The sequence below is a fragment of the Arthrobacter sp. TMP15 genome, from assembly GCF_039529835.1.
GTDB lineage: Bacteria > Actinomycetota > Actinomycetes > Actinomycetales > Micrococcaceae > Specibacter.
Genome location: NZ_CP154262.1, coordinates 3,547,437 through 3,570,563, shown reverse-complemented (window position 1 = coordinate 3,570,563; position 23,127 = coordinate 3,547,437). Strand labels below are relative to the sequence as shown.

The 23,127-nt window shown below is 58.5% G+C and carries 21 protein-coding genes; 6 read left to right on the top strand and 15 right to left on the bottom strand.

What is annotated here, in order from left to right; translation table 11 throughout:
* Nucleotides 1-19: 19 nt before the first annotated feature.
* From AAFM46_RS16245 to AAFM46_RS16235, 3 genes are all read left to right on the top strand, one after another.
* Nucleotides 20-1,303, top strand: coding sequence for a histidine kinase (locus tag AAFM46_RS16245; RefSeq protein ID WP_343318827.1), 1,284 nt, complete (start codon nt 20-22; stop codon nt 1,301-1,303).
* Between the two features lie 11 nt (nt 1,304-1,314).
* On the top strand, nt 1,315-2,028 hold the full coding sequence (locus AAFM46_RS16240; protein WP_343318826.1) for a response regulator transcription factor: 714 nt from the start codon (nt 1,315-1,317) through the stop codon (nt 2,026-2,028).
* Between the two features lie 61 nt (nt 2,029-2,089).
* Nucleotides 2,090-3,385 carry a M18 family aminopeptidase gene (locus AAFM46_RS16235; RefSeq protein WP_343318825.1) on the top strand — a complete coding sequence of 432 codons (1,296 nt, stop codon included), beginning with the start codon at nt 2,090-2,092 and terminating at the stop codon, nt 3,383-3,385.
* Nucleotides 3,386-3,420: 35 nt separating this feature from the next.
* On the opposite strand, the gene AAFM46_RS16230 is transcribed toward AAFM46_RS16235, so the two are convergent.
* A complete protein-coding gene (locus AAFM46_RS16230) occupies nt 3,421-4,083 on the bottom strand; it encodes a DUF1345 domain-containing protein (RefSeq protein WP_343318823.1) in 663 nt (220 codons plus the stop codon).
* Nucleotides 4,084-4,094: 11 nt separating this feature from the next.
* A complete protein-coding gene (locus AAFM46_RS16225) occupies nt 4,095-7,781 on the bottom strand; it encodes a TM0106 family RecB-like putative nuclease (protein WP_343318822.1) in 3,687 nt (1,228 codons plus the stop codon).
* A gap of 134 nt (nt 7,782-7,915) precedes the next feature.
* Between AAFM46_RS16225 and AAFM46_RS16220 the strand changes: the two genes are divergently transcribed.
* Nucleotides 7,916-9,403: a TIGR01777 family oxidoreductase gene (locus AAFM46_RS16220; protein ID WP_343318821.1), complete on the top strand. Its 1,488-nt coding sequence runs from the start codon at nt 7,916-7,918 to the stop codon at nt 9,401-9,403.
* Nucleotides 9,404-9,506: 103 nt separating this feature from the next.
* Here the strand turns inward: AAFM46_RS16220 and AAFM46_RS16215 are convergent, their stop codons facing one another.
* Nucleotides 9,507-10,793, bottom strand: a complete 1,287-nt coding sequence (locus AAFM46_RS16215) for an MFS transporter (RefSeq protein ID WP_343318820.1) — start codon at nt 10,791-10,793, stop codon at nt 9,507-9,509.
* Nucleotides 10,794-10,845: 52 nt separating this feature from the next.
* The gene (locus tag AAFM46_RS16210; protein WP_343318819.1) at nt 10,846-11,733 is read right to left on the bottom strand and encodes a LysR family transcriptional regulator ArgP; all 888 of its coding nucleotides are present in this window, start codon (nt 11,731-11,733) and stop codon (nt 10,846-10,848) included.
* Between the two features lie 73 nt (nt 11,734-11,806).
* Here AAFM46_RS16210 and AAFM46_RS16205 point away from each other — a divergent pair, with 73 nt between their 5' ends.
* On the top strand, nt 11,807-12,424 hold the full coding sequence (locus tag AAFM46_RS16205; RefSeq protein WP_343318817.1) for a LysE/ArgO family amino acid transporter: 618 nt from the start codon (nt 11,807-11,809) through the stop codon (nt 12,422-12,424).
* A gap of 10 nt (nt 12,425-12,434) precedes the next feature.
* Here AAFM46_RS16205 and AAFM46_RS16200 read toward each other — a convergent pair whose 3' ends face one another.
* From AAFM46_RS16200 to AAFM46_RS16170, 7 genes are all read right to left on the bottom strand, one after another.
* Nucleotides 12,435-12,842, bottom strand: coding sequence for a hypothetical protein (locus AAFM46_RS16200; protein WP_283528807.1), 408 nt, complete (start codon nt 12,840-12,842; stop codon nt 12,435-12,437).
* Between the two features lie 75 nt (nt 12,843-12,917).
* Nucleotides 12,918-14,042, bottom strand: a complete 1,125-nt coding sequence (locus tag AAFM46_RS16195; RefSeq protein ID WP_343318816.1) for a DUF1524 domain-containing protein — start codon at nt 14,040-14,042, stop codon at nt 12,918-12,920.
* A 306-nt stretch (nt 14,043-14,348) separates the two neighbouring features.
* Nucleotides 14,349-15,170: an HAD family hydrolase gene (locus AAFM46_RS16190; RefSeq protein ID WP_343318815.1), complete on the bottom strand. Its 822-nt coding sequence runs from the start codon at nt 15,168-15,170 to the stop codon at nt 14,349-14,351.
* Nucleotides 15,167-16,336: a cysteine protease StiP family protein gene (locus AAFM46_RS16185; RefSeq protein WP_283528813.1), complete on the bottom strand. Its 1,170-nt coding sequence runs from the start codon at nt 16,334-16,336 to the stop codon at nt 15,167-15,169. The genes AAFM46_RS16190 and AAFM46_RS16185 overlap by 4 nt, the downstream gene beginning before the upstream one ends.
* Entirely contained in the window at nt 16,333-17,886 is a 1,554-nt protein-coding gene (locus AAFM46_RS16180) for a phosphoribosyltransferase domain-containing protein (protein WP_343318814.1), read from the bottom strand. The genes AAFM46_RS16185 and AAFM46_RS16180 overlap by 4 nt, the downstream gene beginning before the upstream one ends.
* Nucleotides 17,883-19,076, bottom strand: a complete 1,194-nt coding sequence (locus tag AAFM46_RS16175; RefSeq protein ID WP_343318813.1) for an HpcH/HpaI aldolase/citrate lyase family protein — start codon at nt 19,074-19,076, stop codon at nt 17,883-17,885. Before AAFM46_RS16175 ends, AAFM46_RS16180 begins: the two co-directional genes overlap by 4 nt.
* A gap of 90 nt (nt 19,077-19,166) precedes the next feature.
* Nucleotides 19,167-19,736, bottom strand: a complete 570-nt coding sequence (locus tag AAFM46_RS16170; protein WP_343318812.1) for a hypothetical protein — start codon at nt 19,734-19,736, stop codon at nt 19,167-19,169.
* Between AAFM46_RS16170 and AAFM46_RS16165 the strand changes: the two genes are divergently transcribed.
* Nucleotides 19,735-19,875: a hypothetical protein gene (locus AAFM46_RS16165; protein ID WP_343318811.1), complete on the top strand. Its 141-nt coding sequence runs from the start codon at nt 19,735-19,737 to the stop codon at nt 19,873-19,875. The genes AAFM46_RS16170 and AAFM46_RS16165 overlap by 2 nt on opposite strands.
* A 101-nt stretch (nt 19,876-19,976) precedes the next feature.
* On the opposite strand, the gene AAFM46_RS16160 is transcribed toward AAFM46_RS16165, so the two are convergent.
* From AAFM46_RS16160 to AAFM46_RS16145, 4 genes are all read right to left on the bottom strand, one after another.
* Nucleotides 19,977-20,528: a TerD family protein gene (locus AAFM46_RS16160; protein ID WP_283528823.1), complete on the bottom strand. Its 552-nt coding sequence runs from the start codon at nt 20,526-20,528 to the stop codon at nt 19,977-19,979.
* The gene (locus tag AAFM46_RS16155; RefSeq protein WP_283528825.1) at nt 20,516-21,073 is read right to left on the bottom strand and encodes a hypothetical protein; all 558 of its coding nucleotides are present in this window, start codon (nt 21,071-21,073) and stop codon (nt 20,516-20,518) included. Before AAFM46_RS16155 ends, AAFM46_RS16160 begins: the two co-directional genes overlap by 13 nt.
* Before the next feature lie 35 nt (nt 21,074-21,108).
* On the bottom strand, nt 21,109-22,302 hold the full coding sequence (locus tag AAFM46_RS16150; protein ID WP_283528828.1) for a toxic anion resistance protein: 1,194 nt from the start codon (nt 22,300-22,302) through the stop codon (nt 21,109-21,111).
* A 178-nt stretch (nt 22,303-22,480) separates the two neighbouring features.
* Nucleotides 22,481-23,062, bottom strand: a complete 582-nt coding sequence (locus AAFM46_RS16145; protein ID WP_283528830.1) for a TerD family protein — start codon at nt 23,060-23,062, stop codon at nt 22,481-22,483.
* Nucleotides 23,063-23,127 lie beyond the last annotated feature (65 nt).

Genomic DNA, 23,127 nt, shown 5'->3' with positions numbered 1-23,127 from the left:
GGGACCTAAGCTCACACTTATGCGCACATATGACCAGGCGGGGGACGCGGAACGAACGGCCGTGACCCCCGCCGATTCACCTTCCGCTGAGCGGCGGGCCGCAGAATTTACGGACCGCCGCCGTGGCGTCATTAGAAGTTACTTTCACGCCCACCCTCGCATCATGGATGTGGTGGTGGTTTTGTGTTATTTGGCCGCTGGTTCCGGGGTGGTCCGGAGTGGTGATTACGAAACAAATTTAGTCGCGCACTTTAGCATCGTGCTGGCCTGTACCGCCGTGTTGATGTTCCGGCGGGACAAGCCCCTAACAGTGTTGGCGATCCTGCTAGTTTTTGAGATTATCAATATCGCGGTGATACCAAATGCCAGCAATATTGGTGTGAGCCTCTGGTTCGCCCTTTATGCTCTTGCCGTGAAGTACCGGCCATTGTTGAGTTTCTCTGCGGCAGTGGGTGTGGCTATTCCGCTGAGTTTGTACACACTTTTCATCTATCAATTTCCCAGCGAATATCTTGTTGTTGATGGCCCCACCGCAAGTCAGACCACCATTATCTCAACCATTATGATGTTGCTGGCCAACATCATCGCCACCGGGATTGGCTCCACGGTACGTAGCGGGCGCCAACATGACGCTGAACTGCGCCAATGGGCCATCCGCAACGCCCAGCTTGCTTCAGTGGCTGAACGCAACCGAATCGCACGGGAAATGCACGACGTTGTGGCTCATTCGCTCACCGTCATGGTGGCCCTGTCCGATGGGGCCGCCGTGGTGGTCAAGCGCGATCCAACAAAGGCGGGCGAAGTGCTGGGGCAGTTGTCACAGACCGGCCGCACGGCACTGGCTGATATGCGCCGCGTGTTGGGAGTCTTACGTGAAGATGCTGGTGAAAGCCGCTCGCCACAGCCGCTCCACACTGACATGGGTGCCCTGATTGAGGGATTCCGGCAGGCCGGTCTGCCCATCACCGTCATCCAAACAGGCCCACCCGTCCCAGAAGACCCCGCGCTTGCATTGACCGTCTACCGAATCGTCCAGGAATCACTAACGAACGTGCTGCGTTACGGGACGGCTGTCTCACGGGTGCGGGTCTGCATTGAAAATAAGCTAATTCATGGGCAATTGTTGGTTCAGGTCTACGATGACGGACGCGGCACTGTAGATACCTCGATTGGTACGGGCCGTGGCATTGTAGGAATGCGGGAACGTGCAGGAATTTTTGCCGGAACTGTCGACGCCGGACCGGCCCCGCACGGCGGCTGGAGTGTTAACGCCGTGCTGCATCCCGCAGAGGGTTCGGAATGAAGGAGCAAGCAATGAATGAGACAGCGGTTGAGGGCAGCGCCGAGCGGGCAGAAGTCATTAAGGTCCTGTTGGTGGATGACCAGCCGCTGCTGCGTATGGGATTTCGGCTGATCCTGGAGGGCGAAGGCGATCTCCAAGTAGTGGGTGAAGCCTCCAATGGGCTAGAGGCTCTAACTGCCGTGAGCAAGCTGGAGCCAGACGTTGTGCTGATGGATGTTCGCATGCCACTCATGGATGGTATTGAAGCCACGGAAAAGATCAGCGCATCCCCTTCACAAGCACGGATCATCATCCTGACCACCTTCGACCTGGATGAATATGCCTTTGCTGGTTTACAGGCCGGTGCTAGTGCGTTCCTGCTCAAGGACGTTGCGCCGGCGGAATTGGTACAAGCTGTTCGATTAGTAGCCAGCGGAGATGCAGTGGTGGCGCCACGGGTGACTCAGCGGCTTTTAGAGAATTTTGTGCGTGGCAGCCGGGCCCGCGCGGCAACACATCCTGACCCGCTTCTTGAAGAACTCACCCCGCGAGAACTTGATGTGGCGCAGTGCATTGCCCAAGGGCTTTCCAATGCCGAGATTGCCCACAAACTTTTCCTCTCCGAAGCCACGGTTAAGACACACGTGCGGAGAATTCTCACCAAACTTCATTTGCGGGACAGGGTTCAGGTAGTGGTTTACGCCTACGAAACCGGCATGGTCATCCCCAGTAATTCAGATTACTAACGCTGCTAAGGCTCGATGGGAGGGTGCCACGCCCACTGAGTGTTCATGATTGAATCAAGGTATGACTTCCGTTGCACACATCCTGGACCTGCGAGACTTCATCGAAGCGTCGCCATCGAGTTTTCATGCAGCCTGCGAGGCAGGGCGGCGGCTGAAAGCTGCCGGGTTCAGTCAACTCGAAGAAGACGCGGCATGGCCCGTGCATGGTAAGTGTTTTGTCATCCGGGACGGGGCAATTATTGCGTGGATAGTACCTGAAACGGCGAACCAGACCACGGGCTTTAACATTTTGGGCTCCCACACGGATTCACCATCTTTCAAGCTCAAACCGAAACCCACCACTGGCCGTTTCGGTTGGCTCCAGGCAGGTGTGGAGGTTTACGGTGGTCCGCTGATCAATTCGTGGCTGGATCGCGAACTGCAATTCGCGGGACGTCTAGTTGACTTAGCTGGCAAGGAAACACTTGTCGCCACGGGGCCGCTCCTGCGCTTCCCGCAACTGGCCATCCATCTTGACCGTGGTGTCAATGATGGGTTGAAGCTGGAAAAGCAACAGCATATGAACCCTGTTTGGGGCCAAGGTGACCCGGCGCAAGAAGATCTGCTCAAGCTCCTGGCAGACCGTGCCGGCGTGGACGTTAAGAGCATTGGCGGCTACGACATTGTGGTGGCGGATACCCAACCTGGTCAGATGTTTGGGGCCAACAATGAATTTTTCGCCGCCGGCCGCATGGACAATCTCACATCAGTGCACGCTAGCCTGCTGGCGCTCATCGCTGTGGCAGAAGCCGGTGAATCAGCAAAAGACGGTGGCAAGCCAATGATTCCGGTCCTTGCAGCCTTCGACCACGAGGAAATTGGTTCAGGCTCCCGCTCAGGCGCCTGCGGGCCTATTTTGGAAGATGTCTTGACCCGGGTCTCGGATGGACTGGGCGCGACTGAAAGTGAACGCCGTCGAGCCTTCGCCAACTCGTTGTGCATCTCAGCGGACGCCGGACATGCCGTCCACCCGAACTACTCGGAGCGGCACGACCCGGTGAACCTTCCAGTGCTCAACGGGGGTCCGTTGCTAAAGATCAACGCTAATCAGCGCTACGCCACCGACGGTGTGGGAGCGGCGCTGTGGGCAACGCTCTGCGCCATTGCGGGTGCTCCGTATCAAGAGTTTGTTTCTAACAACAATGTCCCGTGTGGGTCCACGATCGGTCCATTGACAGCCACGCGTTTGGGGATCCGAACCTTGGATGTAGGAACGCCGCTGCTTTCAATGCACTCTGCCCGGGAGCTGTGCGGCACGGCTGATCCTTACTACTTGGCGCAGATTACCCAGGCGTTCTTTGGCGGGGCACTTTCCTAGCAGTGTGGCAGCTGCCCTAAGTCGGCCGGCCCAAACTAGGCGACGAGGCTAACCACCAAGTTAATGGTTGTGGCCAGAATCCCGGTACCAAAAACAAAGGCAAGCAGGCTGTGGCGCAACACCGCTGAGCGCATGGTGCGTGTGGTGATGTTGGTATCCGAGACTTGGTAGGTCATGCCCACGCTAAAGGCCATGTAAGCAATATCCGTATACTGTGGCGGCGCGTCCTGGTTGAACTGAATTCCACCGGGCTCCCCGCCATAGTAAATTTCGGTGTAGCGCAGTGTAAACAGCGTGTGGACCATGAGCCAGGACATGGCTGTGGTGCTCAGGGCCAGTAGGGCAAGCAGGAATTTTCCCGTTCCTGCTGCGTCTTTGCTGCCCACCATCACCAGTACCACTGCAGCCAGTGAGCCCAATGCGGCCAGCAAAATCAGCAGATCCGAGATTTGCCGGCCAGGGTCTTCCTCCACAGCGTGAGTAGCGGTGCGTTCGGCATCCATGGGAATGATGGTGAACCACACCGAAGCGTTGTAAATCAGTGCCGCAACGGCCCAGCCAACTGCTGGAGCATAAAACCAGGCGCCAAGAACGCCCGCCAGCGTGGCCGCTAATGCCCCGCACACGAGCATGCCCAAAATGCGCAGGCGTCTGTGTCTTGCCCGAGCCGAAGGTGCATGCAACATGTACGTGATCATGCCACAAAGCCTCACTCTGTGGCAGCAGCAGAGTTGCACAGACCTATGAACGCCCCCAGCTCGGCCATGCCGGAAGGTTTGCTGGGCATGAAATTGCTCAGCTGCGGTGACCGAATGATGACGGCGCGCCACTGACCACGCGAAACGGCCACATTAATACGGTTCCGATTCAACAAAAACTCCATGCCGCGTGGTGCTGCCGTGGGGTCTGCACATGCCATGCTCACAATGACCACGGCGGCTTCCTGGCCTTGAAATTTATCCACTGTACCAACCCGCACTCCTGTTAATCCGGCGTCCTCCAAAGCCCCGCGCACCACGTGAACTTGGGCGTTGTAGGCAGCCACCACCAAGATGTCTTCCTGTGCGAGCGGACGGGGCGTTTTGCCGGCGTCGGAGGTCCATAAGAGAGAAATATGGGCCTTGGCCTGGGCAACCACCTCAGCGGCTTCCTCGGGGGAAGACTGCACATTGTCCCTCTCGCTGCCACGTGCTTGGGAGACGAAGACGGTTTCTACCCCTGGGGCTTTCCCTGCCAAATAGCGCAGTTCAGCGGCTGGGGCGGACTTAAGCATGCCTTCGTAACTTAGCTCCGAGACGGCCGCACACAGGGTGGGGTGCATGCGCCACGAGTCAGCCAGAAAGTAGCCCATATCCGCCGGCAAGGTGGCATGCGAGGCAGAAAGCCAGCCCAGTGCCGACTCGTCCACAGGTGCCGGGTGCGAACCCTGTGTCACCTGCGGCAGCTGTTGTGGATCACCCAGCAGCAACAACCGTTGGGCGCATTGTGCCACCGCCAGGGTGTTGGCCAGGGAGTACTGCCCAGCCTCGTCAATGACCAGCAGATCAAGTGCACCAGCAGGAATACCTGCCCCGGTCATGGTCCATGCCGTGCCGCCAATCAGCGCGCCCCCTTCATCGCTTAAGAGTTTGCCGAACTGTTTTTCATCGGTGATGTGCCACGGGACCTCGTGAGGAGTTGGAAGCTTCTTGCCCACCCGCTGGGGATCAACACCGGCTTTTTCAATGGCTGCGCGGAGCATGTTTTCCACCACGGCGTGTGATTGGCCAACCACCCCCACTTTCCAACCTTTTGCCACGAGGTTTGCGATGACGTGAGAACCAACATGCGTCTTACCGGTTCCGGGCGGTCCCTGGACGGCCACATAGGAATGATCCAAATCAAGCACGGCCAAGGTGATGGCGCTGATGTAGTCATACTGTTGGTGGTTGTGCCCATCCCTGTGCTCATCCCCGTGCCCATCCCCCGGCTCATCCCCGCGCCCGTGCACGACGGCGGATGGCAGGGTCCCCCCGCTGGCCAGCCTTGGCGGTGACTTGCGCAGAATCTCAATGCCTGGATGCTTGGGCAGGTGGGGCAGCGTGCTGCCCACTAAGTTCGCAAGGTCCGCCAAAGCTGCCCGGATGCTGGCCGTGGGAACGGGCTTGTTCGGTGTTAGCGCCATGGGCAGCTGGTTGTAGGAGGAGACCTTAGTGGTTGATTTTTCCTGCACCAACAAAGTGGTCAACTCCGGAGTTGCTGGATCCGATGTATCCTCCACAATGGTGATGTTGAAAAGCCCGCCCCGAGCGGTGGGGTCTTGGAGCTCCTCTCCCATCCCGTCCGGAAGAGGGGAGTCAAACATGCCAAACCAGGATGTCCCTGAACGGAAATCCGAGCCTTCGGTGGCCGTTCCCGTCAGTTTGAGCGTGCGGACCTCGGTCCTGGCGCGCGGTGTTGGCTTCTCCCAGTCCTCAAGCACCTGGGCGTCCTGCACCAAGAAGATGTTCCGTTCCTGGGCCCAGTCATCACTGGACTTCTCCAGCCGGTCGAAGTGGCCCCACCAAAACTGCTTGTCTTCACGGCGATGGTAGCTGGCAGCGGCAGCCACCATGGCGATGGCATTTTCATCAGCAGTTTGTTCATGACCCTTCTCTTGGGCCAGATTCTCAATAAAGGCATGCAGCGTCAGCTCAGCCGCAGTGTACTCGTGGATACTTTCCTTGATCTCAGGAACGGCCAGCTTGCCGCTACCCTCCGACCACGCTGGTACTGCGAGCCCGGCTCCTATTGCCAATAACCAGTCACGCAGGCGCAGAGTGGAAAGACAGTCATACTCGTTGTAATCGGAGATGGAGGCAAGAATCTGCCCGGCTTCCTTCGCCCTGGCAGTATTACCTGCCAATCCGTCGTCGCGCGCTGCACAGTAACTTGCGTACGCAACCACGGATGCTCCGGCGTCTGTCACCTCACCGCTGCGAGCAGCCGGCATATAAAATGGCTCAAGTTTTTTAATGGAATACGAAGACTCGGAGATCCGCACCGATTGGCGGACCGTGTCCAGCAGGTCCACGAGTAGGCCCGCACGCAGCCACTCATCCACAATGTCCTCACCCACACCGTGGAAAACTGAAAGGTTCCGCAGCGTCGACTTTTCATAGGGTGCGTAATGATAAACATGCATGTCTGGGTGGGCTGCACGGCGGGTCTGCACGTAGTCAAGGAATGCCATGAATGCTATGCGTTCCTCTGTGCGGGAATGCGCCCAAAACGGGACAAATTTTTCTTTGGTACCGGCCGGAGATGCTGGGTCAGGGGCCTCGATGGAGCCAAATAGGTACTCGATACCCCACTTCTCGGTGACCGGATCCTGCCACAGCGGATCACCTTCAAAGTCAAAGAAAATATCCCCACTGCTGGGTTGGGGAAGTTTGCTGACGCTGTCTTTGAGTACTTTGTAGCTGACCTTGTGTGTGTGATTTCCTTTCCCTGCAAGAGCTGACCCATCTGCAGGTTCCAGGCCAAGCTGCATCCTGGCCTGATCACGCAGACGTGCCAGCGCCCCCGGTGCGTGGGCCATGGCTGCGAGGGCATCAATGGTGGTGATGCCCGCAGCCATGAGTTTGCGGCGTTGGGAGCTGCTCATTCCGTTCACCAGCAGAAGATCGTGGTGATCTTGTACCTGTTGAGCGCAATAATCGCACCTGCCGCAGTGAGAGATTCCGTCCTGGCGCCAGGCAACCGGTTGCGGCTGGGCCCGGTGTGCAGCCGTCAAGGCAAGGAAACGATCCCGGCGTTCTCGGAATACCGGCAGCAGGTCAGGCATGGGGTGGTTGCTGTGTTTTCTATTGCCCAGCACCAAGCTAGCTTGGCGGGCCACGGGAATTTGGTATTTTTGTAGTTGATCCCCGTAGGCGGCAAGTTGCAGGAGGGCGCTAGTTTTTGCATGCCGTGCCAGCTTGGTATCCCAGACGGCGTAGGAACCGTCAGCCTCCTTGATCAAGAAGTCGGCGAAGCCCACCAGTGACCCATCAAAAAAGGTTGCCTGAAAGACCACATCAGCGCCTGCGCGCAAGGCCTCTAAGGTTTCATCCCGCTTGGCCACCAAACTGGTCCACGTCATCTCTCCACGCGCAATGGACTTCACCCCCTTGCCCGTAGCGGGTTGCCATGGACCGTGTTTGTCGATCAGCTCAGCAAGGATCTTGTGTTCAAAGGCATCACCAAGTGTGGCTGCACGCTCAAGCATGGCGTCCTTGGCGAAATCAGGCTTGCCTGCCCGTCCCAGCTTCTCATCCAAAATCCGCAAGGTCCTGTATTGGCATCCACTGGCTGTGACTAGATCCGAGGCGGAGTAGATCAGCAGTGATTCAGCCTTGGCAGAGGCGGAAACGTTCGGGGGGTCAAGTAAAAACATGTCAGGGCCTTCCACGCCGGTTCAGTGCAGCACCTTGAATCTAGCAAGAGCTGCGGAACTTCTGAGAACGTGGCGGCCAGCATGCGCACAGTGACATAGGGCAAGATGGAACTACCACGTACCCAGGAGGCTTTATGAGCAAGTTCCGTTACGAAACCGCTATCCCTTACCCGCGCCCCGACGTCTTTGAATGGTTCACTCGCCCCGGCGCACTGGTTCGGCTCACGCCGTCGTTCTTTGGCAGCACTTTGGCGGAGCCCAGCGACGGTATTAACGTTGGCTCCAGAGCGGCTCTCGGAGTAGGTGCCCCGGGCAATATCGGGATGTGGTTAGGAACCGCCGCCGGGTCTGTGCGCGGACTGTTGCCCGCCTCCCTTGCCGGAAAGAAGTGGACACGACCCGAGCTTCGATGGGACGCGTTGCATACCGAACTGACGCCGGGAACCAGTTTCACGGATGTTATGGACAAGGGACCGTTGGCTGCGTGGACGCATAAACACTCATTTGTTGATGGTGCGCAGCCAGGTACCACCGTGATGGTGGATGAAGTGGATTACGAGCTGCCCGCCGTGGCCCGCAATGCTTGGGCGCAGAAAAAGATGGATGCCGAGCTCACGGCCATGTTTGCTTTCCGGGAGCGCACGCTACTAGCTGATCTGGCTTTTCATGCGAACTATTCCTCGGCTCCGCTAACCATTGCCGTGTCAGGGGCGTCGGGGTTGATTGGCCGTCAGGTCTGTGCCTTGCTAGGTGGAGGTGGGCACACGGTGGTGAAGCTTGTCAGGGGTGCGCCGAAATCCTCCGATGAGATTTTCTGGGATCCCGATGCAGGAGTGCTTGATTCGGCTGGCCTGGCCCGGGCACAGGTAGTGATTCATCTGGCCGGTCACCCCATAGGGGGCCGATTCACCGATGAAGTTAAGGATGCTATTTACCAAAGTCGGGTCCGTGGCACCACGCTGGTGGCGCAGACTTTGGCGGATATAGCGTCCGACGGCGTGGAGCGCACCTTAGTTTGCGGATCCGCGGTGGGATACTACGGCTCCGATCCACATGCTGGTGTCGCGTCCGCGCAGGATGGAACGCCGAGACCACTGGTAGAAAGCGACCCGGCCGGTACCGATTTCCTTGCCCGAGTTTGCCGAGACTGGGAAGCCTCCTGCGCCCCGGCGGTAAAGGCAGGTGTGCGGGTGGCGAATGTGCGCACCGGCCTTGTGCTCTCCGCTGCAGGAGGGGTTTTGCAACGGCTGCTGCCCTTGTACCTGGCCGGGGCGGGCGGGCCCGTGGGTGGCGAGCAGTGGCAGAGCTGGGTGGGAATTGATGACATCGCCGGGATCTTCGTCCACGCGGCGCTGACTCCGCAGCTCAGCGGGCCGCTCAATGGTGTGGCGCCGCAACCGGTAACTGCGCGAGAGTTTGCGCATACCTTAGGTGCGGTGTTGCACCGGCCCTCGAAGTTGAAGGTGCCCGCACTGGCGCCGCGGCTGTTACTGGGGGATCAGGGCGCTAACGAACTGGCGCTCGCCAGCCAACGTGTATCCGCAGCTAAGATCCAAGAAAGTGGTTACACATTCAGGCACAACGACCTTGAATCCGCGCTGCGTCACATCCTTGGGAAGTAGATTCCACACCCGGGGGTAGTTATTACGTTTCGCACCACGTCTGCCGGGTGCAAAAAGTAATAGCTACCCCCGAGCTGCCGACCTTCGGAAGCCGGGCGAGACGCTAGCCTAGGATATCCACGGAGGCGGGCTCCGGCGTCGAACGTAATGCACGCAAACCAAACACAACCATGGGTAGCAGCACTACGAGTGCGGCCATATTGACCCAAAAGAAGCCGCCCAGGGCCAGGATAGGGCCTGCGATGGCTGCCATTCCGGCGGCACCAAAGTTCATCATCATGTCATTGGCGCCCTGCAGCGGCACGCGGAGCTCGTGTGGGGCAGATTGGTTCAGTAGGGATGAGCCACCGATCAGGCATGCCGACCAGCCCAGCCCCAACATGGTGAGCGCCAGGGACATCATGAAAGGGTCGCTGCGCTCGGAAAAAATGGCGCCAACGGTGATGGCTGCCAAGAAAATACCGCAACCGAGCAGCACGACTGGCACGGCGCCCACCTTATCCACCAGGACGCCAAAAACCGGGCTCGCGGCGTACATGCCCAGGATGTGCAGGCTGATCACGATTCCGATGATCTCCAACGAATGGCCGTGGGCGTTCATGGCCACCGGGGTCATCACCATGACACCAACCATGATGGCGTGCCCGCCAGTGACCGCCACCAACGCTGCCAGTGCGCGCGGGTTGTGGCTGGCCAGACGCAGCGCCCGCCATGCCCCGTGCGCCTTGGCGGGCTTAACTTCACTGGCCGGACCCACAGGACTGGCCAACTTGGCGGATGGCAGCTGACTAGCTTCCTGCGCCGGACGGGGTGCAAGAAAGAACACGGAAATCACTAGAGCAGCAGTGATAAATGCTACGAAGGAGAACACGAATGGCCCCGACAAAGGAACTAAACCAAGGGAAATGCCGAACAAACGGCCGGGCTCGGAGAGGTTGGGACCGGCCACGGATCCCACCGTAGTAGCCCAAATGACGATCGCCATTGCACGTCCGGCTTTTTCCGGAGGTGCTCCATCCACAGCCGCATAACGAGCCTGCAAGCCAGCTGCCGTAGCGGATCCGAAAAACAGCATGCCGGCGGCCATGAGCCAGAACTGGCCAAGACTTGCGGCCAGTAGGACCAGTGCCGCGCCTACAGCACCGAGCGCAAAGCCTGTGCTCAGAGCCCAACGTCGCCCGGAGCGCACAGCCAGATTGGCCAACGGTACGGCAACCAGCCCCGCGCCCAAAGCCGACGCCGTTTGTACAAAGCCTGATGCCGCCGTCGTGCCTGCCAGTTGAGCCGCCAGGATCCCTCCCACGGCGACACCGGAGGCAACACCAACCCCGGAGAGCAACTGACCGATGACCAGAACGGTCTGGTTACGGCGTTGGAAGGTGGTGCTCATGCGTTTATCCTAGCGGGTGGTGTTGGGGAGATCTTGTATCTACAGTAGCGTTCTACGTCAGTGCCATGGCCGCGGCCTGGGTCACTGCCTCTGACAACTGCGTCAGAGCTGCTGACTTGATTTTCCAACGTTGCCAGAACAACGGAATGCTTGAAATATAGCCAGGACGTAATTCTATTAGTTCCCCGGCGTCAAGATCGAGGCGGCAATGCGACTCGGGTATCAGGCCCCATCCCAGCCCGCGTTTGACGGCTTCCCCAAACTGAAGGGTATCCGGAATGAAGTGCTGGGTGCCAAGGAGCGGGGAGCCCGTCATGGCGGTAAAAAAGTTGCTTTGAAGGGTGTCATTGCGGTCAAACTGCATGGCTGGAGCTGCTGCGAAATGCTGTGTCGAGAATCCTTGCGGAAACCATTGGTTCATGAATGCCGCCGAGGCAACCGCGCGGTATGTCATCGCACCCAGAGGCAGCACCGAACAGCCCTGGACGGGATCAGCCGTGGCGGTTACGGCTGCCATCACCTCACCCGAGCGCAGAAGATCCACGGAATGTTGCTCGTCAGCTCGGATAACTTCACAGCTCAGGGTGCCATCCGGGACTAACGTTGCAAGCGCGTCCATGAACCATGTGGCCAATGAATCAGCATTCACCACAACTGCAATCGAGGCCCGGTCGGTGCTCTGCAAACCCAACTCAACACTGGCGTCAGCTTCGAGTTGACGCAGCTGACGCGCAAGACGGTGCACAACTGTCCCTGCCGATGTGGCGGTAATGGGAGTGGTTCGCTGCAACAATATTTGCCCGGCAGTTTGCTCCATCGCTTTGATGCGTTGCGAAATGGCTGAGGCACTCACATGCAACTGCTGCGCTGCAGCCTCGAACGTGCCGCGTTCCAGAACGGCAAGAAGGGTGTGTAGTTGTTCGGTTTGGAAGGCGACCATTAGATTTCCTTAGGTATCAATAGAATAATTAGCTGTACCACCTGATGTAAGGCTAGTAGTTTCAATGCTTGTGATGTCATTAAACATTTTTGGAACAATAGCTACCGGCTTTGGGGCAGGACTTGCCCTCATCATCGCCATCGGAGCGCAAAACGTATTTGTCCTGCGCCAAGGTATCCGCCAGGAACACGTTGGTCTCGTTGTTTTGTTCTGCATGCTCAGCGATATTGTGCTGATTGCTGGCGGCATATATGGGATCGGGACGCTCATCACGGCGGTGCCGGCAGTGGTAGTGGTGATCAGGCTGGGAGGGGCCGTATTCCTACTTTTTTATGGCGTTTTAGCGGCCAAACGCGCCAGCCGACCCTCCACGCTGACAGCAGATAGCGGGCACGGCCGACTGAGTAGGAAGGCGGTGCTGCTCACGCTGACGGCACTGACCTGGCTGAACCCTCACGTGTACCTGGACACCGTGTTATTGCTGGGAACATTGGCCAACCAGCATGGCGACCTGCGCTGGTGGTTCGGGGCAGGTGCGGCCTTAGGCAGCGTCATCTGGTTCAGCGCGTTGGGCTACAGCGCTAAGCTGCTGCGACCCGTCTTTGCCAAGCCCGGGGCATGGCGGGTACTTGATGGGTTAGTTGCCGTCGTGATGCTCTTCCTAGGCGTGAAGTTGGCACTGGGGGCTTAGTCGGCATGAACTAAATAAAGTTCATCTCCACTTGCAGGAATGCTTCAGCTGAGATGATGGCGCCCACAAAGGCTTCTTCTTCAGTGGGAGACTTCTGTGGTGTGCGGGTGAACCACTCATGGGTGGTCATATGAACTTTGAGCACTCCACCGCCCGCCGGGGCGTAGAACAACCCAAAGCGTTGAACTGGCCACTCCGCAGAAGTCTCAATCCCAACCAACAGCGCCGCGTTCAGTGCCGGGTTAAACCACTGGGCGATTGGTCTACGCCTGTCCTCGAAAAACAGCCCTGCACAGTAGCGGGCGGCCGCTACCTCACCCATTTCCAGGCACAGCCGCTCACGCCACAACGGCAAAATGACCGTGTCATGGCGCTGCCACACGGCTGGGACCAGAGGCTTGTCGCTGCGAGAGCTCACATATCAATTTTAGCTAATCCACCGGTAGTTGCCAGCTGCGCAGTATTCCTCTTTTACTTTCGGGCCGGCCGCCCGTTATTCACAGCCCACGCCGTCGCCGTCGCGATCGAACTTAGCCTGAAAACCCGGCTGGCCAATATGGATTGGCGCCGCTCCTGCTGCTCTGACCGCTGAACAGTTCTGGTAGTAAGGTTCTGGCGCCGAGACAGGAGGGGCCGGAGCGGGGACCGGGGGCGCTGCTGGCGGAGCCACCTGAACGGGGGCTTCAATAGGAGCCACAATAGCTGCCTCCACGGGGATCACCGGGACCACCGGAGCTGGCTCGGCGGCCGCGGGTTCAACCGGGGCGGCAGTCTGGTTGGTTGGCGCTGAAATATCAACGCAACCCTCCAGAACCCGCGCCATGGCATCATGCTCAGCCTGAGTCACCCATAAAGTGTAGGTCGCCTTGACCGAGATCTGCCTGGCTACGTAATCACATCTAAAACTCTTATTGGGCGGCAACCAAGTGGCCGCGTCACCGGCGCCCTTCTTCTGGTTGCTTGGACCATCAACGGCCAACAAGTTCAAAGGATCGTTGGCAAAGGCTGTACGTTGGGCAACCGTGAGCTGCTGGGCACCCTTCTGCCACGCATCATTCAGGGCAACAACATGATCTATCTGAACAGCACTGCTTGTCGCTGACCCCCGGATGAAATCGATGGTCTTGGCCGTGTATGGATCGGCTAGAACCCCCGTGAGGACCAGGCAGTCGCGTGTGCCTGGCTTGAACGTTTTGGCACTCAAGTCCCTATTCAAGATGTCGTTGCGAGTATCGCAACCATTCCTATCCACATCAGCCCACGCCTGCCCAAATTCACTGCGGCTGTAACCGGTCTTTGGAGCCCGCCCCTTGATCGGCAGGGTTTTGAGCACTTCCAAGGCCTTGGTGGCAAACGGTGGCTGCACGTGTGAGGCCAGATCAGCATCACCTGCGTCGATGACGCCGTCACTGTCTAGCGGAGTTGCATCATTGGCCGAAGAGGAAGGCTGGGGTGTTTCAATCGCCAAAGCGCTTACCGTTGGAGTGCTCGACGCCGGAACCACCTGGGGTGCCGCAGCGCCCCCACATGCTGTTGTTAAGAAAAGGACGGAGGCTAGTGCCGAGCCCACAATGAAATCGGTGGCGCCCAGCGTGCGGGTAGGACGGGATTTAGACAAGACGCAGTGCCCCCAGGCTCAAAGTGATCAGTACGACTTGAGCATACCGGTAGGGGTAAAGAAACTATGACACTAGCTCTAGGAAGGCCGCTCCTGATGTCCCTGACACTTCGTGGCCCTGGCAGCTCCTGACCCTCACCGCTACCGCGTTACATCCACCACGTACCGCACCTCCGCGCCCCGCCCTCACCCCCGCGCTTTGCGCCCGCCCCGCACATCCACCCCGCTGAGATTGGAGATAAACACCAACCGGAGGTTGGTGTTTATCTCCAATCTCAGCGTCGGGGAAGGGGGTTATCTCCAACCTCAACGGGGTGGGGAGGGGAGTTCAGCCAGGATGCTGCGCAGGATTTCTTCCCCAGCCATAACGCCGCGCACGGAGGTGAGACGAAGGTGGGTGGCGGAGTAGCCGGCGTCGTGCAATTCACCGTGGAGGGGACGGTAGGCGAGATCGGCGTGCTCCAACATGCCTTGATCCAGCAGAGAATCTCCGGCTGCGATGACAGTGCCGGCACCGGTGCGGCGGGCAACCTCTGCCAGCGCGTCCGTCTTGTTAATAGGCAGCGGTACACAATAAAGTTTCCGGCCCTGAACCGAAACGCTCCAGCCAGCGTCGGCGCACAACGCCATCAGTTCTACCAAGAAGGAATCGGGCATAGCCTCGCGGTCAATGATGGCGTAGACAAAGAGGTCTTCGGCGCGGCGCACACGCAGGATCCACGACGCAAAATCGGGTTTGGATAGATAAGCGTCAATTGTTTCTACGGGCGCGCAGCCAGCCGCCATCCGTGCCGAAAGCTGTTCATGCCAAAGCGCATCAGGGATGCCCCGGTGCAAGAGCACCCCGCCATTGGAGGTAATGGCATAGTTGGGCACGGCACCGGGCAACTGCACACGTTCATACTGGGCCTGTGTGCGGGTGGTGACCGGAACAAACGTGGCGGCAGCTTTCACACTGAGCAGGAGTTCCTTGGCAGCGCAGGTCATGAAGGACAATGGGGCGCCCTCATACACTTCGGCAACAACCAGGGCCGGAGCATCCTTGTCAGCCCCCGTTAGCCACAGCGCATTTTTGGAGTAGATGAGAGTTCTGTCGAGGTCGCAGGCCACCAGCGTTGAGGTGCTCATGCGTTATGCACTGCCTTGCCATCCGCGCCCACAGCGCTTTTATCGAACTGCGGATGGATCAAACCAACGCAACTATAGGGCAGATCCGGCACTTCCTCCACCGGGGTGCCGCGTTGGGCGGCCAGGAGCAGAACGTGGGCAATATCGCCCTTGGCGCCCGGATTGACCAGCACCCGCCATGGCACCCGGCGCAGCAGCACCCGCGTGGTTTCGCCAACGCCGGGCTTGACGAGATTGACGTTATTGATTCCGTACTTTGTGCTGATTTGCTCCACGGCATCCCAGCCAATCCAGCTCGGCGCCGGGTCAGCAGCGCGGTGGGACGCGAGCTGGCGCTCGACCTCCGGCCCCACCCGATCAAAGTGGGAACAGATGGCAGTGATGAAGTCATTTGACACATCATTGGGGGCAAGCTCTGAGTAGAACTTTGCCCCGTGAAAGTCCTGCGGGCCAATGTGTTCCACGTTGAATACGGTGCGCGAGACCAGCCCGGACACCGTGGAGTTCAGACAGGCTGAGGGAATCAGATAGTCCTCCCGGGTGCCAAACATTGATACGCAATGCCCGGGATCGGCAAGCACGGCCAGATCGTCCGGGAAACGGATACCGGTTTCAGCGGCAAAGTCATCGAGGGCCGCTGTTAGCTCGCGTGAAATGGCGCCCTTGCCCGTCCAGCCGTCCACAAAAAGGATCCGTTCCGGATCAAAATGTGCTGCCAGGTAATGCAAGGCAGTCTTATCCAGACCAACTCCGCGAACAATGCTCATGGTGAAATGCGCCAGGTCCACACCGTGAGTTTGCAAAGCCCAGCGGCGCATCAAAATGCCGATCGGGGTGCCTGCGCGCGCCAAGGAGACCAGAACCGGCTGGTTGTTCCGGGCCGCCAGAGCCAGCTCGCTCACAACACCAACCGCCGTGGCAATCCGCTCACCCGAGCGTTCAACTGCTTGCTGATACAGCCCCTGATATTCCGCACTGGGCGAGTATTCCACCGGCAGCGATTCGGCGTAATTTGCCGCCCCGGACTGAATGGCGCGCTCGCGCTCAGCTGTGGGGGCCTCCAAAGCCAAGTGGCTTAAATCCTTGAGCAGCCAGGAGACGTCCTGCGCCGCATAGGAGCCAAAGTCCGGCCCGGTGAGAGCGGAGGGAAGGGGAGAAGTGCTCATGGCGTGACCTCTGTATCAATGCTGCTGGGAATGCTGCTGTGAATGTTGGCGGGTTGGTTGCCGCGCACAGGGGTATCGACCGGCAGCAAAACGAGAACGACGTCATCGGCTATCCCCGCCAGGGCAAGTCCCAGCGGCTGGAGTCCGGCACCGGGGCGATCAGGCGTAGTGCTACCCGTCAGGACATCTTCGCGGCTGGTCCCCGGCTCGGGAAAGACCACAATAGTACCTGGGCGCTGGCCGGTTCCATTGAGGTTGTAAGCAAAACGAATGCCCGGCCCGTCATGAGTGAGGTCATGGCTGGCAAAGCTGAGGGCGCCGGCAATGGCGTAACCAGACTGATCGAGCGCAACAATAGGGGATCGCGTGGTGGTGGAGAACCTCACATCCCCAGCTGGCAGCAAACTCGCCAACGTATTGGCCACCGCCAGCGGTAGGAACATGTTTTCCTCGCAACCCAGCACCACCAGCGGTCCTTGACACTTATGCGTGCCCACCAGGTGGGACAGCGCCTTGGCAATGACGTCAATGTCAGCAGCATTGGGTGGGCTGATGTTGCCAAAACGGTCGCTGCGCACGGGCGTAAGGTCTTCCGAGGAAAGTTCAAGCACAGACAGGCGCCCCGCCGGTTTGGGATTAGCGGCAGGCACTGGGCTAACGGAAGCCGGGGGTTGCAACCGTTGAATGAGCTCGGCGGCTCTAGGAAGAATATCCGGCGCTAACTCAACCCGGCCCTTCCCCAGCGCCGTCACTGCAATCTTGCAATCCAGTTCCGTCGCCAGAGCATCAAAACGCGCACGATCACTGCTGCTGCGAAGGTCAATCAATGCCGCAATAACGTACACCGCGTGCGGCACCAAGGCGTGCAGCTCACGAATGGTGTTAATGACAGTTGAGCCCGTGCTGAGTTCATCGTCCACCAAAATAACCGGCCCATTGCCATCCAACCAATGCGGATCGGTAGGAACCAAAGCATGCGAGGTGGCGTGCGAGTGCCCTTCCTCAAAACCCGCCACAGGAACAACTGACGGCGTGGCGTGGCGGGTGGAATGAAGATAGTAGGCACCCAATGAGTTTGCCACCAGGCGCCCTAGCCCGGTGGCGGTTTCGGCATACCCAAGAACGACGGCGTCGGTCACCACTGTTCGCAGCCCGGCCACCGTTTCCGCGAAGGCTGCGATAGCCGAGTGCCGCTTCCCTGGTGAACCCTGTAGGACAGCGCTCAACTGCGCAGCCGCGGTGGTGAGGGAGGACTCTCCGGTGGCCGGAAGCGTCCGGGGGTGGCCGCCGTCGTCCGGCATGAGCGCTAATTCACTGGCCACGAAGGCACCCAGCAGTTCACCGGCAGCCATCACTAAAGCGGGCTCGGTGGGCACGTGTTTCGCCAAAACGGCGGAGACCAGCAGATGGGCGCGCTTGGGATTGCGGCGGAGGGCCAAACCGACCAAATCTTGCACTGCCACGGCACTCTGAGGGTCACTGTGGATGGCCACATCGAGCTGATCTGCAACGAAATCGCCGGACCAGGGACGCTGTTGGGAGATGCTCATGCCATGCTCGCTTCCAGAAGATCTACGAACGTGACGTTGGGTGCGGAGACACCAAAGGCATCCGCACGCAGCAAAGTCCGTTGCGCCCAAGCCTGATGCGGTTTCATTTCATTCATTTTGTTGCCGTACGGGGAGGCCGCGGCACCACCGTTCACATTGTCGGCAATGGCCAGCGCATCGAGGTATTCCTCATGGCTGACAACGCTCAGGGCATGCACCAACGCCACGTGGGTGGGGTGAATGACGGTTTTTCCCAGCAAACCGTTGGCCAAATCCAGCTCAATCTCGCGGATAAGGGTGTCCAAGTTAGCCGTCATGATGCGTTGGCGCAGTTCCTGCTCCTCTGGCCGGGCGAAGGGTGTGGTCCGCAATTGAGGACGCAGCACCCGCTCGGTATTGGAGTAGTGCTCCCAGACAGGTCCGGAGATAACAAAGCCACCGTCAGGCCTGCCCAGCACATTGACAATGTCCCCAATGACCCCCGCTACGACATTGACGTCGTAAATGGTGAGGTCACGGGAGCGGCGCAAACCAAAGGCGCTTGACATGTCAGTGGCACCGATCCGGACGGACAAGATGTCCCTGCGGTTGGCGGCCAGTAGCGTGTAAATGTTTGTTAGTGCCGCAGCACGGCTTTCCAGATGGATGACGGCCGAAGATTCCAGGATGGGCATAATGCGTAATCTGTGCCGCGGAGCACCTGCCCCTGGTGAGTCCCCGTCAAGACCCAACTCAGCCTGAATGATGTGCAGGGCATCCAGGAATGCGGCGGCGACCCCAGATTCGTTATCAAACTTCGGAATCACAAAACCCGTCAACACTTCTGTTGCAGCACCTGCCCGGCGCGCCACCGAGAGCATTTGCTCCGGTGTTCTGACCCGAACAAAAAGTAACGGCAGGCTTTCGCCGCGGGAGGCCAGGGTGGAAAGAGCCGAGATGACTCCTTCTTCGGCGCTAAGAACATCACCGTCAGGAATTGAATCCTCCAGGCACAGCACCATGGAAACACAGCCAAAGTCGCGCTGTCGCAGCACATCCTTGACCAGATTCGGTCGATTTGCCGGCGTGTACAACGTCCCACCCAACCCCACTGCAAGAAGCTCGGGGGCACTGTGCGCCGTCAGCTCAACGGGTAGGCGATAAAAAAGAGCGCCGGTTTGAGCGGGGCTCAAGGAACGAAAATGTCGCATGGGTCCTTTCGAACTGCTGGCTGAGGCACTACTTTCCGACTGTTTTTCCCGCTGTGCTGTCCCGCTGTGCTGTCCCGCTGGGAGGGACGTTTAACGCCCGTAGGCAGAGGCTGGTGCTTTGTGGGTCATGGAAAAATCGAATTCCTGCCAAATCGTGTTGTCAGGCCAGTCGTGCGGAACGGGCTCCGCCCGTAGCTCCAGCACATTGCCAACTCTATGCACAAGCAGAACAATCTGGGTACCGTCAGCGGCCGGAGGCAGTGCCACGGTTTGTCCCGTCAGTAGCCTGACGCCCATTGCGGCGCTGCTGCGATTGATGAAGATCGCACGTCGAAGCTCACGTACATGACGCAGGGTGATTAGGACATCTCTGCCTTGGTAGGCCACTAGTTCACGGTTACCAGATGTCATAACGGGAGAGCCGGCTTTGTGTCCGTCAACTGTTTGTCCACCCGTCACATGGCGCACACTTTCCCACGCGACGGCTGTGCTGCCACCGATCACCATGGTGCCAACCGCGGATTCAAGGGGGGATAGCCGGAGCACCCGCTCATCGAGATTGAGCTCAAATACCTCCGCTATTCCAGGAGCCTTAAAAAGCAACTGGACCTCGTGGTCTTCCCGGCCAGCTTTCTCCCGTTGAGCCTCCAGCTTTTGCATGCGTGCGCTAGTAGACGACGACGGGGCGTTGGCCCGCAGATTCAAACCTGCCGAACGCTGGGCTGGCACAGAGGGCGTCCGAGCGGGTGAGCTTGGTGCTAAGGACAACGACGCAGCTGGACTTGAGGCAGCACTTTGAGCAGTGGCTGGCGTGTCCGCTTGACCCCGGCCAGGTTTGATCCGGCGGCGCAGAAAGGGTAGATCAGTACGTGGATTCGAGGAAACATTCATGGGATGGCTCTACAGCCTGATTCCGTAGTCCTTGGCCACTCCAGCCAACCCTGTGCTGTAGCCCTGACCCAGTGCCCGAAACTTCCAGTCGGAGCGGTGCCTGTACAGCTCACCAAAGATCATGGCCGTGACAGTCTCAAGCTTCACGGCCGAAAGATCGAAGCGCACCAACTCACGGTTATCCGCTGTTGCAACCCGGATATGGGCGCTGCGTACAGCCGCAAAAGTGCCTTGCCCACGAAATTCAGGATCCACGTAGACCAAGAAAATGATCTTGGTAATGTCCTCAGGTACCTGGCTTAGCGCAACATCAATTTGTTCTTGATCCCCATCACCGATGAACGTGACTGAGGAATCGGCGCTGACCAACTGGTTAAAAAACACCAAGTGCTCGTTGGAAACGGCCCTGCCATCCGCACCACACATGAGGGCGAAAGGAACCAACTCAGCTTGGGGTCCGTTACTGGGGATGGTGTCCCAGCCCATGCCCACTAAGACGTGGTCAAGACCGGGATTCTCAGCCGTCAGGGCGGCATTCGCCCCCGCCACTAATGCTGCCAACTTTGGCCCTCCAAACGCAATGGGTCTCTTTCTGAAACTGGTTGGTGAAGTTGCAAGGCAGCGTCCTGCTCGGAGAATTTATCCGCCAGGAAGCGTCCGTGTGTGGAGAGTTCCTCCACTGCGCCGATGCGAATCTGATTGAGCAGATCCGCAAGGGTTTGTTCAAGGGTTGCCAGCTGCTCGGCAAACAAAAACGTGGCAGGGGACTCCTCATCGTGATGTGAGGGTGGTAGCCCCAGATACGCCTGCAACGGGGTGGGAACATAACTACAAATCATTGCGTTCAGCAACACTCGTTGCTCCGTAGAACAGCCCCGCACACTGATGTCGGCAACTGTGACGCGCATGAGATCCCCTAAATGACGTAGCTGGGACGTCAATAATGGTGGCAGCTTGCTTCCAGACCTGCGCACGGCAGCGCGCAGAGTATCTACAGCGGCACCCATCTGGGAGATTTCCTCTGCCACTGGATCAACTGCGGGGCGGTCAGGAAGCTGCTGTGCGGCACCACCGCCAAACATGCCCCCCACAAAACGGCCAATCATTGCATAACCCTTGCTTCGTCGTCGTACGTTCTAGGCTACTCCCGTTCAGACTGGCGTGAACGCTCCAGGTACGGCTTGGCCTTAGCCAATCCACTCTCCAGCGCGTTCACGGTTCCTTCCATGTTCTTGGCTGCCGAAGCCCGGAACGTATCAATGGCATCCATGGTCTCAAACACGTTGTCGAAGGCCTTCTGCAACGTTTCAACGCTGACTCCGGAGCTGGAGGCTTGCTGGTGAATACGTACTGTCTGATCCTTGAGCATCTCAGAAGTTTTCAGGATCATGTTATTCGTGGTGGTGTTGATGGCATCAATCTGATCAAGAACCATCTTCTGGTTGGCCAGTGCCTGGGCCACGATCACGGCGGTGCGAAGCGCAGAAATGGTGGTGGTGCGGGCCCTGTCAACGCCCTTGATGAGCTCAAGGTTGTTCTTGCGGATCAGATCCATGGCCAGGTAGCCCTGCACGGAGACTGCAAGCTGAGTCAGGATGTCTTGGTGGCGCTGACGAATGGGGAAAAGGACATCGGCTTCAAGCTTTTGGGCCTGCTCAATCTGGCCTGAAGCGCGCGTGGCGTCAATTTTTTCAACACAGGCGCCATCCAAGGCCTTGGCGAACACTGCGTATTCACTTAAGCTCTGCATGGTTTCCCATAGCTTGACCTTTTCCCCGGCCAGCGAGGCATTGTCCTTCAGGAGTTCATCCTGACCGGTCATGAGCGACTTGATAATGGCATCAATTTGGGTCTGCGCTGACTCGTACTTTTGAAAATATTTTGCCAGCTTGTTGCCGCCAGGGATGAAACCAAGAATTTTCCGGCCCACACTAAGATCGGCGTTATTGGGCGTCAGGTCTTCAACGGTTGAGCGCAGATCGTTTAGCGTGCCAGCGACCTGGGCCTGGGCACTATTGCCACTTTTTTTAGCTCCGGAGACTGACGTTGACGAGCGCTCCAGCATACGGCTTGAGGCGCCTGCTGAGTTGGTCATTTCATTGCCGGCGAGCTTGCTAATGCCATCTACTTTGGTGGTGAACTCGGGGCTGCGCGCATCAAAGGCCGCTATTTCGGCGATGTATTCTTTGGCCTGACGGTTGATTTCGCTCTGACGTTCCGCAGGAACGGGAACCATGCCGGGAGCTTCGTCGGCCACAACAATGTCAGGGGCGTCCGGAGCCTTCAAAACAAGCGCTGTTTCGGATTCAGTGGGGGGTGTTAGTGGTGAAGTCATTGTGATATCCAATTTTCCAGTAGCAAGGGTAGCTGGTGGTGATTTACGGGCGAAGTCCGCCGTCACACCCAAGAGGCTGTGGCGGCGGACTGTCACCAACGCAATAACTGATGGTGGGCTCACAGGTTCGGGCCCGAGTGGACACGTGTCAGCGGCTCCGCTTGGGAGGAACTGGGGATTAGCCCATCGGGACACCGAAGTCGGCAACAATTCCGGCCAGGCCGGAGGCGTAACCCTGGCCCACTGCTTTGAACTTCCATTCGGTGCCGTTGCGGTAAATTTCTGCGAACAGCATGGAGGTTTCCGGCGCAGCATCCTCGCTGAGGTCAAAACGAACAATTTCTTGTTCGCTGCCCTGGTTGACCACACGGCAGTAAGCTCCGCGGACTTGACCGAAGTTCTGTCCGCGCACATCTGCCTGGTCAATGGAGACAACGATGACTACGCGCTCAACATCTGCGGCGATCTTGGCGAGGTCGATCAGAATCTGCTCGTCATCGCCGTCACCTTCGCCCGAACGGTTGTCACCAAGGTGGGTGACTGAACCGTCCTTGGCAGCTGGCTGGTTGTAGAAGATGAAGTCATCACCTGAGCGGACCTTGCCCGTGGCTCCAACGAGCAGCGCGGACGCGTCGAGGTCAAAAGCCTCACCTGTGGTGGTGCGCGGATCCCAGCCCAAACCAACGAGTGCTTTCTGCAGGCCCGGATCGGTTTTGGTCAAAGAAAGGTTGTTGCCTTTTGCAAGCGTGAGTCCAGCCATGAAATCTAGTCCTTACATTGTGGATGTCCGGTGGTTGGTAAAGCAGTGGCTGGTGGGCGGCTGAG